Origin of the sequence: Olivibacter jilunii, assembly GCF_900607235.1 — a bacterium.
Classification (GTDB): domain Bacteria; phylum Bacteroidota; class Bacteroidia; order Sphingobacteriales; family Sphingobacteriaceae; genus Olivibacter; species Olivibacter oleidegradans.
In genome coordinates this window covers 362,903-377,543 of the sequence record NZ_LR027850.1, presented here as the reverse complement: position 1 = coordinate 377,543, position 14,641 = coordinate 362,903, and the positions used below count along the sequence as shown (strand labels likewise).

The following is a 14,641-nucleotide window of genomic DNA, read 5'->3' as shown; positions in this document are numbered from 1 at the left end:
AGTTTGACTACCGATCGCAAATGGATCTTTAATCTCTACGTATCAACTTAGCGCATCTAAACATATCTAAATGAATAAACACCAATTATTCATACTTATTAAAAAATATAAAAGACGTTTGAAACTTGAAAGAGACAGTTTGGAAATAGTACTTTACCACAGCTATAGAGGATCCGCAAACACTATTGTGAATATGAGATTTAGCAGCAAATCCTAAAACCTTATTGAGATTGCGTTGTTGTTGCAATAGTTGTTTACATAAAAGTTTTAGTTTACAAGTTGTTCATAGTAAGAGCAGAGCCCTTATGGCGGGGCTTTGCTTTTTTAGCCTCCGCAAACACTAAGAAGTTTAAATCGTTATTTATAGGTATCAGACATATAACAGATGGAACAGGATAAAACGAATAGTTCAAAAACGACAATGGAAACAAATTATGCCAAGCATGAAGATAATCCGGGATTACCGAAAGTGGCTCTTGACGAAAAGGATGACAAAAAAGTTGGCTTTACGATCCACTGGTCGATTATTGTTGCCGTAATTGCGCTGGCAATAGCCTATTTTTTCTTCAGGTAGCAGGAGAAGTTTTTTAGCCTTGCTGAACAAAAAGAACCTTATTTTTTGTTTAATACAATAGAAATTCTCTTCTACCTTGTTTTTAGTAAATAAATACCTTCGCCCACTTTAAAGCGTAAGGAATAAAGCCCCTGATGAGGAGCTTTGGGACCAATAATCCGTTACTGTCGTTTGAAGCAAGGAATAATCCAACGAACATTTATTTTTATATTCTTAATAGGCATATGAAATCGGATAAAAAGAAAGAAGTAGCTACCGAACCGGCAGCTACTCCGCGGCAGAAGGAAAAGTTTGAGAAAGAAAAAGCAAAACAGATCGATAAGGACGAACCACAATTTGACCCGGACTCTGATGAAGACACCACTGGAAAAAGTGAAGTCTTAAGAGAAAAGAAAGTACGGAAAAATTAGAATAGCCAAACTGAAAGTAGTGTATAGGTTAAGTAATTTGTAGATTCAAACCATGCCAAGATCTCTTCTGCAGCGCATTACTAGCATCTATTTCGGTAGTTGTATATAAAAAGTAGTGCCTTGGCCTTCTTCACTTTTGAAGGTTATAGTACCTCCATGCCATTCGATAATCGTTTTAATGATATGCATGCCCAAGCCTGTGGAGCTCTCACCACCAAGGCCTCTACGCCTTGCGGGGCTGAATTTATCAAATAAAGTCGCATGATATTCTTTCGGGATGCCAATTCCGGTATCGGCAACCGTTATGTAAATAGTTGTATCGCTTTCATCAAGTGAGATTGTAATGCGGTCGTCCGCCCTCGTAAATTTAAGCGCATTGGAAATGAGATTATTTATTACCTGTGGCAGCTTCGCTTCATCAATGTCTGCGTAAATGGTTTTCCTATTGCACTCAAAGGATATTGACCGATTCAACTCCACTTGCATTCCGGCATACTCCTCTATCATACGCTGAACTAACTGCACCACGTCTGCTCTCCTTTTCAGTAATCTGATTTCCGCGGTCTCCAAAAATTCCGTATCCAAAAAATCGCGTATCAGATGTAAGCATTCCCTACTTGCCCTGTCAATTATGGATAGAAATTTTTTGACTTTAACATTATCGGGATCTACTTCCCGATTCAAAAGCACCGTGATGTTTGTTATAAGTCCAATGGGACCGGCGAGATCATGCGACATGATACCCAAAATAGCATTTTTTTTATCGTTGTGTCTATTTAGGTTTTCATCATGTTCTTTATAAAGGCTGATGTCTTCTGCGTGTCCTACCAGCAGTTGATTGTCGTCATCACGTACTAAATGCGGTTCAATTCGGAACCAATATTTTTTTTTATGCAAAACAATTCGACATTCCAGACTGTGAACTACCTGACCGTTTAAGCAATCGAGCAATTTCTCTTTTACATATTGCCTATCTTCGTAATGAACTTTTTCAAACAGAAAAGCAAGATCTAAGTTGTCGCTCGATCGTCCAAAAAAAGATTCGAAAGCAGGATTAACATAAGTAAACCTGTTTGTTTTGCAATCATACGAGAAGAAGAGCAACTTAGAACTTTCAGTTAATGAGGTGATGGGCGGCAATATAGTCATAAGAGAAATAAATAAATCTGTTCGCGGGTGCTACAAATATATTGTAACGTTTTTTGATACGAGTTTATTGTTTAACAGATTATAAATCAAGCTTTAATGCATTGCACGTCAAGCCCAAAAAGCGATTGTTCACAAAGTTGTCCTATCTTCGTTATTTATTAAGGTGATTCCAAAAGGTAGGGCAACATGCACTATTAGTCTACAGATCAATATGTAGTTTTAACAATTTCAACGTTCGTCGTATTGTTATGCTTAAGAACAACTGGCAATTCTAACCAATGATATCAAACGTTGATCAAGAGAAAAAGTTTGTGTCGAGATGCTACTTTTACAAATAAAAACTACATCTATGTGCTACTGAGGTCGGAAGTGGATTCGAACCACTGTGAGATCTCTTGCGGAGCTCTGCCTAACCACTCAGCCATCCGACCTGTTTTGTGGAAACAAATCTAAGAATGTTCGGTTAGTTTGCACTACCCAATTCCTGCCCGGAATTTGCACAAATAGCGTTGCTTATTCCAAAGGGTATTGAATATTATTTAGAATGTATCTAAAAAATTTACAGAAAGGTTATGCATTTTTCATCTTAAGGCATTAGCTTCGTGGCATCCAAACACATCCAAATGAATAAACATCAATTATCCTTACTGATCAAGAAGTACCAAAGACTTATCGAGCTTGAAAAAAACAGTTTGAAGAAAGCACTTTACCAAACATTTATTGAAGATTTACAAACATTAACATGATTGCCCTGTTGTTAAAGTAGTTGTATACATTAAAAGTTATAGTTTTACAAGTTGTTTTAGTAATAGCAAAACCCCTTTGAAACAGGGGTTTTGTTTTTTACAGCTTTGTGAATGGATCGAATAACAGCGGTTGCTAGCACAGTGCTTGGTTTCAAGCTGGCAGATTTGGTCGGCAAATCCGCTAGCGAAATGGTAGCGGACGACCGACCTTATTCAGCGAATAGACTTGCTGAAGGTGATAATTCCTCAATTTTAGAAGCGCCTTTGTAGGCTAAATAAGAATAAAGGTATTGTTCTTTTCGGTATAAAGAAAGAGAAATGCAATTAAGCGAGGGCATGAATAGATAAGTTGACAATACTGAAAGGACAGAGGTAAAAAGATCACATAGAGCAACATTCAACAACATATAAAAAAGCCGTCCCGAAAAATTCGAGACGGCTTTCACAATATATGCGAAAATTAATTAGATCAATTTAACATTTACTGCATTAAGACCTTTCTGGCCTTGTTCTACATCAAAAGATACATCATCATTCTCCCGTATGCGATCTTTAAGACCCGATGAATGAACAAAAATTTCACGTCCACCGTCTGTAGGGGTGATGAAACCGAAACCTTTGGTTTCGTTAAAAAATTTTACTACGCCTTCTTGCATTTAAAACAAATTAAAAATAAATAACTGGTATAAAGATACATATAATTTATTGTTATATAACTTTATACGAAACAAAGTATATTAAACATATAAAAAATCGGCAACTGCTTGGCGAAGAACCAAATTCATTTTGCCTGGAAAAACACGGTATATCTCATTAAAAATGAGTATATTTAATCACTTCGATATCCTTCGGACTATCTACCTCGTTATTCGCATCGATCCGAAGCAAACAAATATAGATTCTCTTTTCTTTATGTATTATAGATAAAGGGCACGCACACAGATAAACAAAAAGAAAATGAAAATCGCATTCATAGGCACCTATGCACCTCGGCAGTGTGGCATTGGCTCTTTCTCGCAGAACTTGTTTGAAAGCATTCAGGATTTAGCATCTTCCCAAGCATCCGAAAACATTGTAATCGCCATCAATGATCCCGACAATACTTACGCTTATCCTCCGGAGGTAAAGTTTATCATTGAACAAGATGATCATCATAGCTACCTCAAAGCTGCCGATTATATAAACAATAACGGCATTGATATTTGTGTGGTGCAGCATGAATACGGCATTTTTGGTGGGCAAAACGGTGTATTTGTCCTAACCCTACTGCATCATATAGCAATACCGGCAATAGTGACTTTTCATACGGTTTTGAAAAAGCCATCTTACAATGAGTCCATGATCTTGAAAGAAATAGTAAGGGCAGCGGAAAAAGTGGTTGTAATGGCAAACAAGGCCGTAGAGATGCTCATCGAGTTGTATGACGTACCCGTGGAAAAAATCGAAATGATACCGCATGGGGTACCTGACATCCGATATGATAGAACGGTGGTCCGACAGGAATTACGGCTTACAGGAAAACACGTACTATTAACCTTTGGCTTCATCGGGCGCAACAAGGGCATTGAAACAGCTATCTGCGCGTTACCTAAAGTGGTGCAAGCATACCCGGATACCGTTTATATCGTACTCGGCAAAACGCATCCCAACGTTGTGAGACATGCCGGTGAAGAATATCGTTTGTTTTTACATAGGCTTGTTAAAAAACTTAATCTGGAAGATCATGTTATATTTCTGAATCAATATGCCTCTCAAGATGACTTATTCAAATATCTCAGTGCCTTGGATATTTATTTGACCCCCTATCTTCATGAGGCACAGATCACAAGCGGTACCCTATCGTATGCCGTTGGCGTCGGATCGGCCGTAGTATCCACACCTTATTGGCATGCCGCTGAATTGCTGGATGGCGGGCGCGGCAAATTGTTCAACTTCAATGATGACAAGCAATTAGCTGCTATTTTGCTAGATTTACTTGCTCATCCCAATAAGTTAGAGACAATGCGTTCCTGCGCGAGAGAATATGGAAAAACCATCACTTGGCCCAAAACCGGAGGTAGGTATTATGCACTGGCCGAACACCTGAATGAAATCACACCGAAATTGATTATCAAGGAAGATCCGGCTTTGGATCTCAATGTACTCCCGCCGTTGCGTTTCGACCATATTGACAGATTGACCGATAGTACAGGAATATTTCAGCATGCTACGTACGGTATTCCAAATTATCACGAGGGATATTGCCTGGATGACAATGCCCGTGCGCTACTGATGATGCTAATGGCATACCGGCGGACAAAAAGTGAAAGGACAATTAAATACATCGCAATCTACCTAGGCTATATTAATTATGCACAGAACGCAAATGGCACCTTCCGGAATTTTATGGGGTTTAATCGTAGCTTCCTGGATGAAACAAGCTCCGAAGACGCTTTCGGTCGCGCTGTTTGGGCCCTAGGCTATGCAATGGCCTATTCACCTATGGATGCCTATTACCAGATGGCACGTCAACTTTTCTTCAGAGCGATGCCACAATTCGAAAGGCTCCGGTCGATACGTAGTATTGCCAACACCATTATAGGTCTGTACTATTATTTACAAGATAATCCTTCAGACGAGGGCATGATTGAATTGATAAGGAAACTAGCGGCTCGTCTTCATCACGAGTACCAAATTCACCGTAAAGACGGATGGCATTGGTACGAATCACTTTTAGCTTACGATAATGCATTGCTTCCTTTGGCGATGTTATATGCCGCCGAAGTATTAACAAATAAAACCTATGAAGAAACTGCTTTTGAAAGTATGGCTTTTCTAGAGCTGCACACCTTACAGAAAGGCCATTTGAGCCTTATCGGCAATCAGAATTGGTATCGGCAAACAGAGACACCCTCACCATTTGCACAACAACCTGTCGATGCCATGGCCATGGTACTTCTATACCTGCAGGCTTATAACCATAGTGGAAAACTCAGCTATCTCGGTTCACTCCATACGTCTTTCATGTGGTTTTTGGGAGAGAACGATCTTCGTGTCAGCCTGTACGACTTCGAGACACACGGGTGCTGCGATGGCCTGCAACCGGACGGTGTAAACCGCAATCAGGGAGCGGAAAGTACGCTTGCGTATATCATTTCGTACCTTGCTGTCCAACATACATTTGAAAAACCTTACGGCAAATTTATAGAAGATGAAAGTCGCAATATTAGCCCCAATCGCCTGGCGCACCCCTCCACGTAAGTATGGCCCATGGGAACAAGTTGCTTCGAATTTAACGGAAGGACTGCTTAAACAGGGTATAGACGTGACCTTATTTGCGACAGCAGATTCCTTGACGAACGCGCAGCTTCGATATAGTAGTCCTACCGGTTATGCGGAGGACTCTACATTGGATCCGAAGGTAGAAGAATGCTTGCATATTAGTGAACTTATGGAAAACGCAGCGGACTTCGATATCATTCATAATCATTTTGATTTTCTGCCGCTTACTTACGCAAAACTGATAAATACCCCTATGGTGACTACCATCCATGGTTTTTCATCTCCGAAAATTATTCCTGTTTACAAAAAATACAACAAGCATAGTTTTTATGTTGCTATTAGCAATTCGGATCGGTCTTCCGAGTTGGATTATATAGCAACTGTCTATAATGGCATCGACACCTCTCAGTTGCAATTTTCGGCCATCGGAGGAGACTATCTGCTTTATTTTGGCCGTATACACCCTGAAAAAGGGGCCCATTTGGCTATTAGGGCAGCCAAGCTTGCTGGGAAAAGGCTGCTCTTGGCGGGATTGATCCAAGATCAGCTTTACTTTACCGAACAGGTTCTACCGCATATTGACAATGATCAGATTCAGTACTTGGGTAACGTCGGTCCAGCCGACAGAAATAATTTACTGCGTGGTGCATCAGCATTGCTTCATTTGATCGAGTTTGAGGAACCCTTTGGATTGAGCGTTGCGGAGGCTATGGCATGTGGTACTCCTGTAATTGCGATGAATAAGGGCGCAATGCCCGAACTGATCCGAGATGGCATAACAGGCTTTTTGGTAAGCGATGTACCAGAGGCGGTGCAAGCTATACACCGTATCCATAATCTTGGTAGAGATAGATGTTATCATTGGGCTACAAGCCGATTTACGAAAGAAAAAATGACGGAAGACTATATTACCGTATACCGTCGGATTTTGGACGGTTAAGTGCTAGCAACTTCTTCCTTAAGGATCTCCGCCAAAAGCACCTTCACATTGATGGTTGCGTAGGTGGACGTATAATCAGACATAGCATAAGGTATGACGAGCTCACCTTCGTGTATGTAGGCACCACAGGAATAAACTACATTGGGCACATATCCGTCCCGCTCCTTGGCATTCGGCATAAGCACCGGCTCACTTAAACGTCCGATTTCCCGCTCTGGATTATCGAGATCCAAGAGGGATACGCCCAATACATACTCACGCATAGGGCCGACTCCGTGTGTAATCATCAACCATCCAGCCTCGGTTTCCAAAGGTGAACCGCAATTTCCCATTTGAACCAATTCCCAGGGATACTTCGGTGTCTGTATCAGTTTTGCTTCGCGCCAAACATTGATATTGTCTGAATAGGCGATATAGTTATTCACCCCATCGATTCTGCACAACATAACATAACGGCCGTTAATCTGCCGAGGAAACAATGCCATACCTTTGTTTTGGGCTATATACCCATGAATCGGCATGACCGTAAAATGTAGGAAATCGTGGGTCTTCAGTAATTTAGGCAATATAGCAGTGCCGTCATAGGCAGTGTATGTAGCGTAATATGTTGCCATACCACTTTCCGACACAAAACGCACGAAGCGAGCATCTTCAATACCGTTTCTCTCTGTATCCGCTATCGGAAAGATCACTCTCTCACTAAGGGATGTGTCTGTTGAGAATGTCATTTCATAATTAGAAGATGCCAGCCATTTCGCTTCTTGTAAAAAGAGGGTATTTTCCTGTTTGACTTCTAACACTGCTTGCGCATTCTGCAATGAAATCTTCAATTCATCATAGGTAAACGTATCTTGCAGTTCTTTACTTATGGTTTGATAGGCTTCTTCATTATGTTGTCCGCTTTCGTCGCACATTTCTCTTAGCTTCCTCAAAAAAGATTTTTTATGGTAGACATGGTTCTTTACATGTTCAGGAGCTTCTAACAACATCCCAGGTTCGAAGATTTCGATATTTTGATTCCTATCCAGTATCCCCTCTCTAAAAACAATGGAAGAGATATGCCCCTCGCCGGTTGCACGGAAGCTAATTATAATGCGTTTTTGTCCTGTATTCAGCTGCGTCTGGTCGGGATGCTCCACTATAGATGGGTTAAAAAAAGCCGCAGCTTCAATGGAATACTCCATGGTAAAATAGGAGCCGATGAGCAATTGCAGGTGCTCTCGTAAGTTTTCGGGATTAAGCTCCATTTGCTCCATCAAGGGTATAAGACGGCGGAAATGGCCCGCTAGTCGCTTTCTAATATTACGATGCCTTCGGGAATATTTGCGGATGACTTGATCAAACTGTTCTTCTTGTTGCTTGTGACTGAGATCTAATATCGCCAAAATCAGACGTTTTGCCCGTTCTTCTCCGGCAAACAGAAACCTTGCAATGACCCGACGTGAATCGGGTTGAAATATTTTTTCTTTTCTAATTGTCTCTAATAGCATTTTCTTTATTTTATGGCGTTATTTAGTTATGAATTCGCTTCAAATCGGGTTCCTATCAATAGCTGGTTAGTTGTTTTAGAACTTGATTTAGTTGACGTTGTTTAAAAGTAAGTGCCGTTTTCACTCGAATACCTATGCTGAGTTCACGATTAAAATCAGTGGGGAGAAGTCGAAAAAAATGAGAACGTGTAGAACAACGGGATTTATGGCAACAATGGAAGTGGCTGCTTATAAATAAAGAGCTGGAGTTTATACGACCAAAGCCGCAAGATTTTTATTTTTTTTGACTACGTCTTCGAGTGTATAAATTGACAACAGGAGTTCATATATCCGATTGGCTTTTAATATCACACGGTTGTTTTTGTCGAGCTGTATCCAGTGCCCTTTTGAATAAGTTATCGTAAAATCCACCTGCTGTGTTCCTCGATATGTAATTAGGCGGTATTCTTTTCCGGAAATACCGTAGACGGCCAATTGAACTTCTTTCTTCGAGATGGTATAGGGTAAAATTATCGCCTCACCGTTCGGATCTTTTATTTGTGTGTGACCACTCATGATTTATGTATTTAGTAAATATAGTTATTTTTTATATAAAAAGAGCATCTATAACGTTTGCTTTTAGTTTGCAACAAATTTTAAAAATTGAGTAGATGAAAGTTTTGATCTGGTTATTGAAACTTCCTTTACATTTCGAGCAGCGTTTTTTTTGAATTCTAAAAATATGCCTATACTTTAGGCGGACAGATGTCTAATTCATAGACATCATTAATTATACAAGTTTGTTGATTCGGTAGTCGCCCAGGGATTTCGGGGACTGTACTTATCATTGACATATTTAACACAAAATTCAATACACCACAAAATCAAGTGATTGTAATAACCGAACAGCGAATTGTACAATAGCAGTATTACCAGCTCTAACGGGATCGATACCAGACGCACCTAGTTCGATGGTAGCGATAAACGCATAGCCTATTCTTTTGAATCTCTATAGATCTCAGCTAAACTGAGATCTACGAAATAGAAGATAATTACTATTTGAGAAGCGGCCTACGAAAAAGGGGGAGCCTTATACGGATGTTTATAAACTGATCGAAAAATTTAATACCATCAGGGCATGAGGAATATGGCACTCCGATCCGTTTTTTATATAGTTCCAAATATGCTCACACCTGCAATGTATAGAATCTCACTAGCTATCTGAAAAACTATTACTTTTAAAGATCGAAGGTTTTACGTACTTTTAGTGAAAGATGCATCATGCTTGGAGAATTAAATAAGAAAGAAATAGTCGATTTATTGAAAAGCCAATTCATCGGCCGGCTTGGATGCCACGCAAACGGCGAAACTTATATAGTGCCAATCAACTATGTATACCAAAATAATGCGATATATGCTCATTCCGGTGAAGGTAAAAAAATAGAAATGCTACGGAAAAATCCACGCGTCTGTTTTCAGGTTGATGAAGTTGAAAGCATGTTCAAGTGGAAAAGTGCTATTCTTTGGGGAACCTTTGAAGAACTGAAAGACATGGAGCGTCAACAGGCCATGCAAGGCCTCATTTTACGTATTATGCCAAACACCAATGATCCGGGACGGGACCCTTCTCACGCGATAAGTCCTGAGCTTCGGAATAGCTTGATCGTTTATCGAATAAATATAGAAGAAGGAACCGGACGCTTTGAATTTCATGAGGAGCAATAGGGTGGATAAAAGAAAATATCGATTAGTACCTTTTGCCAAACCAAAATCCGAAGCCAATCAACAAGGCAATGACGCTTATCAACAAACCATCATAAGATGCTGATGAAACGTGTTGTGCTTTCTGATTCTTATCGTTCGCTTGCCAACTGGTTTCTTCCATTTTATAGCCCTTGACGGGAGTGGACTTCCCTGCTTCTTTTTCTACGGGAGCATTCTGCCCAGTCGTTCCGGGATCTTTCGACCACCGCCCTGATCTTGCCCGACCTTTAACAGGTTTTCGAGGTTCTGCCACCGCTTTCGCAGCATTACCCTTTACAGAGCTGGATGAACTTGTATGGATTTTACCCAACTGTTCTATCAGATTGCTTACTAGCTCCTTATTTCCTGTGTTATTAGCCCTTTGCTTTAGGAAATCTGTCAAGGCTCCATTTCCACATACATTGTCAGCGCAGGAAAGTCCCGTTTCTTCGGCAGTTTTCAGGTATTCGGTCATCAGCTGCTGCAAACGCTGTTCGTCGGGTTTCCAATAGTTTTTCCTGACCACTTCCAGCATGCGGGCCAGCATCGTCTGGTAAGCATAAGTGTTACCGGCTTTTGCAAACCGCCCTTTAACATCCAGATTGTACTGATCATTGACATAAGTATCCATCCAATCCTCCCATTTCTGTGCATCGATCGCTTCCGGCGTTGTGACCTGCCATCCCCACATATTATCTGCTACCTGGCCGATCATCCGTGCTCCAGCGTATCCTTCATCTAGCATTTTTTCAATCCATTTGGGATTAAGGTAACGGGTATTCATCTCCCTTCCGATAAATTTGTTTAGCGATTCCTGGCGGGTATTTCTCGGGTCGGCCAGGTTGGTAATCATCACATCGGGCGACGCCCCGTCAACATGGCGTACCGCCATCGCCATCCCACCCAATGCCTGAAAAAAATCGTCGTTATCCAACGCGCCGTAAACATTGGTAGAGCGGCTATGAACAACTGCCTTCGTCCCGGATAAGGCACTTTTAAAAAGCGATACCGCTAGGTCCTTTGCTGTTTCCGGGAGTTCCCCATCCGGTATGTTTCCCCAAAGACCCTGCCCATATAAATGTCCCATCCGGTTAAAGTAAACAGCCCCAACCTTCTGGTCTTTTTTCCACTTATCGGAGGCCTGAACCACATCGTTCAAGCCGTTTCCGTAACTTCCACTCTTCGTGCTGAACAGGCGTATACTAGCCAGCTGACGGGCGAGGGTAGTGTCTTTGAGTCCGGAAGACAACAGCTTGTCCACACTTTGGTCAATATGTTCCCGCAAATAGTTAGCACCATCTTGCTGATAGGCCAAAGAAACCGCTTTATCTAATAACAGCATTAGATTGGGAAATAGGTCGCGATACAAGCCGGAGGGCGTGATGACCACATCGATACGCGGTCGCCCAAGCGCAGTATCTGCAATTGCTTCTACTCCTTTCAACCGCCCAAAGCCATCATAAGTAGGCTTTATCCCCAATAAACTCAATATCTGAGATTCCATAATACCTTCATGGCGGATGGTTTCCACCGACCATAGATTAAATCCCACCTTATCCGGATACTGGCCATCGTGTCTGCCACGGTAATCAGCGATCAACTGATTAGCCAGCTTCTCTCCTTCTCGATAAGTGTCTGTGGTGGGAATACGGTCGGGGTCAAAGGAATAAAAATTCTTTCCTGTAGGAAGTGCCGAAGGATTTCGAATAGGATCATTACCTGAACCCGCTTCCACATACTTTCCATTAAGAGCTGTCATCAGTGCATCCAGCTCTCGTTGGCCACTGATCATAATGCGCTGGTAAACATCCATCAGTAGCACGGCAAGTGAATCCTTGGGTATCCCCTGCATCCGCCCAACGATAGCTTCTGCCGTTTTTATCGCCATCACCGAATCCGGTGATTGCCCAAAGGTATGCATTCCCATTGGGCTAAGCGTCTCCTGGATTTCCTGCAGGTAATGTTCCAGTCTTTGTACATCTTCTGCTTTAATGTCGCCATCAATACCTAGATCCTTCCCTATATTTGCCTCCCTGGCCAGCCGATTGATTGTGCGCAGGTGAACAGCAGCGAGTGCTTCACTTTTGCCGGAAGCCACATCATAATCGTTGATGGTCCCCGCAAGTTCACGCAACTCGGGTCTTAAGGTGGCCTGATCAAAGGGCGGCGTTAAATGATCAATAATCACGGCCATTCCACGCCTTTTGGCCTGTGTTCCTTCCCCTACATTGTCCATAATGTAGGGATAAATGTTAACCAGGTTACCCATCAGTGCTTCTGGCGCATCGTCATCATCAAACCCCACTTCACGTCCTGAAAGCCATTCCTGTGTTCCATGTGTTCCCAGATGGATGACCGCATCGGCGGGCATACCTTTTTGTAGGTACAGATAAAAGGCAACGTATTGGTGATGTGGAGGAAGCGAAACATCGTGGTACAAGGCCTGAGCGTCTTCGTCCCAACCCCTGGCCGGTTGGGGCATCAGGTTAATATTGCCGTAGGCGATTCGAGGCAAAACAAAATAAATCTTTCCTTCCGGATCACGCCAGGTCATGATCTTTGAATCTTCCGGTTCACCCCACTTTTTTATTACCTGCTTTTGGAAAGCAGGATGCAACTGTCCGAACCATTTTTTATAGGTCTCCACCGGAACCAGTACGGGATGCGTTTCCTGCACTAACCGATCCAGTTCCGCCGGTGCCCAAGTACCGATATTACGGCCTCCGTTCATGACGTCATCAAATACGGTAATGGGATCAGGAGTTTGACCACCAAGATCATATTTCGCTTCACCCATACGTTTTAAAATGGCCGTAAGGCTCTTGGGCAGCACATTCAGGTAACTGGCACCAATATTATTTTTACCCGGATGCCCGTTATAATAAATCAGCGCAATTTTTTTATCCCGGTTGGGCAGGCTTTGCAATCTTGACCACGCTTTTACACGCCCCACCAATCTTCGTACACGGCTTTCAGGCGCGTATTTGACGCGGTATCCAGCCGCACCGGCGGATGCTACAGATTCGGTGCTTGCCGCTATTATCGGCTGTATCTGACCGCTTAGTTCCTGACGGGCAAGCGATAAGGCACGCGCCGCAAGTGGTATCCCCAAGGAGGAGGCATGCCAAGCTGCTGTATCGTCACTGATTGTGATGGCATTGATTACCGGTACACCCATACGGGAAAATGCCGCCTGAAGCCGTTCGTTGGACGCTCCCGGCAAAGAAGAAAAATTCAACAGGGCCGATAAACGAGAGCCTCCGTCGGCATCCAAACAATGATCTTCGATTGCCTGATCAAGTGGATGGCCATAAAAGGGCATCACATCGAAACCAGCCGTATCTAAGGCATCCGCATAAGACTTCATATACTCCCACTGACGGGTAACTGCTTCGTAACGGAACATATACAAACCTACCAACGGGCGCTCCCCCAGTCTTTCGGCTTGGGCATATCGTTCAAAGCTTGCGTATACCTCCCCACTCCGAAGAGAAACGATGCCATTTTCCAGAAAGGGGACAACCGGCTTTACCGGATAGGTCGATTCCAAATGTCTATTCAACAGCATTAGTATCATATTGGCCAGATTATCCGGGCTGGGATGCTCGAAATAAGCAGCCACTTCCGGGTCGAAGCGAATGCCCTGCTTGCCATAACTATCCGCTTCCGGCGTGTTACCAAGCGCATATACATGTCCGCCACGTTTAACGATGCGCTGTAGCTCCGCAGAAAAACGCTGTAGTACGACCGGGGTATGCACATAGCAGACGGCTAGATCTGCACCTCCCACATCCGCTACGGCATTTCCGTCAATGGCTGTTGATACCAGATAAGCATCGGTGAAGCCAGGAAGCTTGTGCAGTTGGGCAATTGCCTCGGCAACAGGTTTACTATAATTTTCGGAAACCAGTATCACTATCTTTTTCGGTGCAGGCGCACAAAAAGCCTCCAACGCAAAGCACAGAACAAGCTGACTCCATAATACGATACGAATAAATACTGTTTTACTGAACATTTTCCGGCACATAAATAATCTGTCCATCTTCCAATTGATAGGCCGTACCTAAGCGTTCGCCATGGCCGGCAGCTTCTTCTTGCGATAATTTCTTAACTTTGATTTCCCTTCCCTTCTTGGAGATGATTTCCATCTGACCCTGTGCATTTTTCTTTGTTAAGGTTACCTCCGTATTGGGATCGAACAACTCCAGCATGTTGAGCGCCGTCATCAACGCAACTATCATAGCGACAATAAGCACAACACTGATATCGAAAAGGTTGGCAATGCCACTTATGGGGTCCTCGAGAGGTGTTTGATCCTCGCGCCCCTGGTGTACTCTTAGTAATTTCAT

At 42.6% G+C, this 14,641-nt stretch carries 12 protein-coding genes and 1 pseudogene; 6 read left to right on the top strand and 7 right to left on the bottom strand.

What is annotated here, in order from left to right:
• Positions 1-385 precede the first annotated feature (385 nt).
• Together E0E36_RS27770 and E0E36_RS12750 are read left to right on the top strand one after the other, a co-directional pair.
• Entirely contained in the window at positions 386-574 is a 189-nt protein-coding gene (locus E0E36_RS27770) for a hypothetical protein (protein ID WP_149105288.1), read from the top strand.
• Positions 575-798: 224 nt separating this feature from the next.
• Entirely contained in the window at positions 799-984 is a 186-nt protein-coding gene (locus E0E36_RS12750) for a hypothetical protein (RefSeq protein WP_130856282.1), read from the top strand.
• A gap of 87 nt (positions 985-1,071) precedes the next feature.
• On the opposite strand, the gene E0E36_RS12745 is transcribed toward E0E36_RS12750, so the two are convergent.
• Both E0E36_RS12745 and E0E36_RS27765 read right to left on the bottom strand, forming a co-directional pair.
• Positions 1,072-2,133, bottom strand: a complete 1,062-nt coding sequence (locus E0E36_RS12745) for a PAS domain-containing sensor histidine kinase (RefSeq protein ID WP_130856281.1) — start codon at positions 2,131-2,133, stop codon at positions 1,072-1,074.
• A 360-nt stretch (positions 2,134-2,493) separates the two neighbouring features.
• Positions 2,494-2,564: pseudogene (locus E0E36_RS27765) on the bottom strand.
• A gap of 426 nt (positions 2,565-2,990) precedes the next feature.
• Here E0E36_RS27765 and E0E36_RS27760 point away from each other — a divergent pair.
• Positions 2,991-3,149 (top strand): hypothetical protein, encoded by a 159-nt coding sequence (locus E0E36_RS27760; protein ID WP_165446979.1) that lies wholly within the window; start codon positions 2,991-2,993, stop codon positions 3,147-3,149.
• A gap of 194 nt (positions 3,150-3,343) precedes the next feature.
• On the opposite strand, the gene E0E36_RS12740 is transcribed toward E0E36_RS27760, so the two are convergent.
• Positions 3,344-3,535 carry a cold-shock protein gene (locus E0E36_RS12740; RefSeq protein ID WP_130856280.1) on the bottom strand — a complete coding sequence of 64 codons (192 nt, stop codon included), beginning with the start codon at positions 3,533-3,535 and terminating at the stop codon, positions 3,344-3,346.
• A gap of 301 nt (positions 3,536-3,836) precedes the next feature.
• Between E0E36_RS12740 and E0E36_RS12735 the strand changes: the two genes are divergently transcribed.
• Both E0E36_RS12735 and E0E36_RS12730 read left to right on the top strand, forming a co-directional pair.
• On the top strand, positions 3,837-6,119 hold the full coding sequence (locus E0E36_RS12735; protein ID WP_130856279.1) for a glycosyltransferase family 4 protein: 2,283 nt from the start codon (positions 3,837-3,839) through the stop codon (positions 6,117-6,119).
• Positions 6,070-7,080: a glycosyltransferase family 4 protein gene (locus tag E0E36_RS12730; protein ID WP_130856278.1), complete on the top strand. Its 1,011-nt coding sequence runs from the start codon at positions 6,070-6,072 to the stop codon at positions 7,078-7,080. Before E0E36_RS12735 ends, E0E36_RS12730 begins: the two co-directional genes overlap by 50 nt.
• Here E0E36_RS12730 and E0E36_RS12725 read toward each other — a convergent pair.
• Both E0E36_RS12725 and E0E36_RS12720 read right to left on the bottom strand, forming a co-directional pair.
• Positions 7,077-8,570, bottom strand: coding sequence for a glycoside hydrolase family 130 protein (locus E0E36_RS12725; protein WP_130856277.1), 1,494 nt, complete (start codon positions 8,568-8,570; stop codon positions 7,077-7,079). The genes E0E36_RS12730 and E0E36_RS12725 overlap by 4 nt on opposite strands.
• 249 nt (positions 8,571-8,819) lie before the next feature.
• Complete coding sequence (locus tag E0E36_RS12720; RefSeq protein ID WP_130856276.1) at positions 8,820-9,125, bottom strand: hypothetical protein; 306 nt, start codon at positions 9,123-9,125, stop codon at positions 8,820-8,822.
• A gap of 705 nt (positions 9,126-9,830) precedes the next feature.
• On the opposite strand from E0E36_RS12720, the gene E0E36_RS12715 reads away from it, so the two are divergent.
• Positions 9,831-10,274, top strand: a complete 444-nt coding sequence (locus tag E0E36_RS12715; RefSeq protein ID WP_130856275.1) for a pyridoxamine 5'-phosphate oxidase family protein — start codon at positions 9,831-9,833, stop codon at positions 10,272-10,274.
• A 22-nt stretch (positions 10,275-10,296) separates the two neighbouring features.
• Here E0E36_RS12715 and E0E36_RS12710 read toward each other — a convergent pair whose 3' ends face one another.
• On the bottom strand, positions 10,297-14,307 hold the full coding sequence (locus tag E0E36_RS12710; protein WP_165446978.1) for a cobaltochelatase subunit CobN: 4,011 nt from the start codon (positions 14,305-14,307) through the stop codon (positions 10,297-10,299).
• Entirely contained in the window at positions 14,297-14,641 is a 345-nt protein-coding gene (locus E0E36_RS12705) for a DUF2149 domain-containing protein (protein WP_130856273.1), read from the bottom strand. Before E0E36_RS12705 ends, E0E36_RS12710 begins: the two co-directional genes overlap by 11 nt.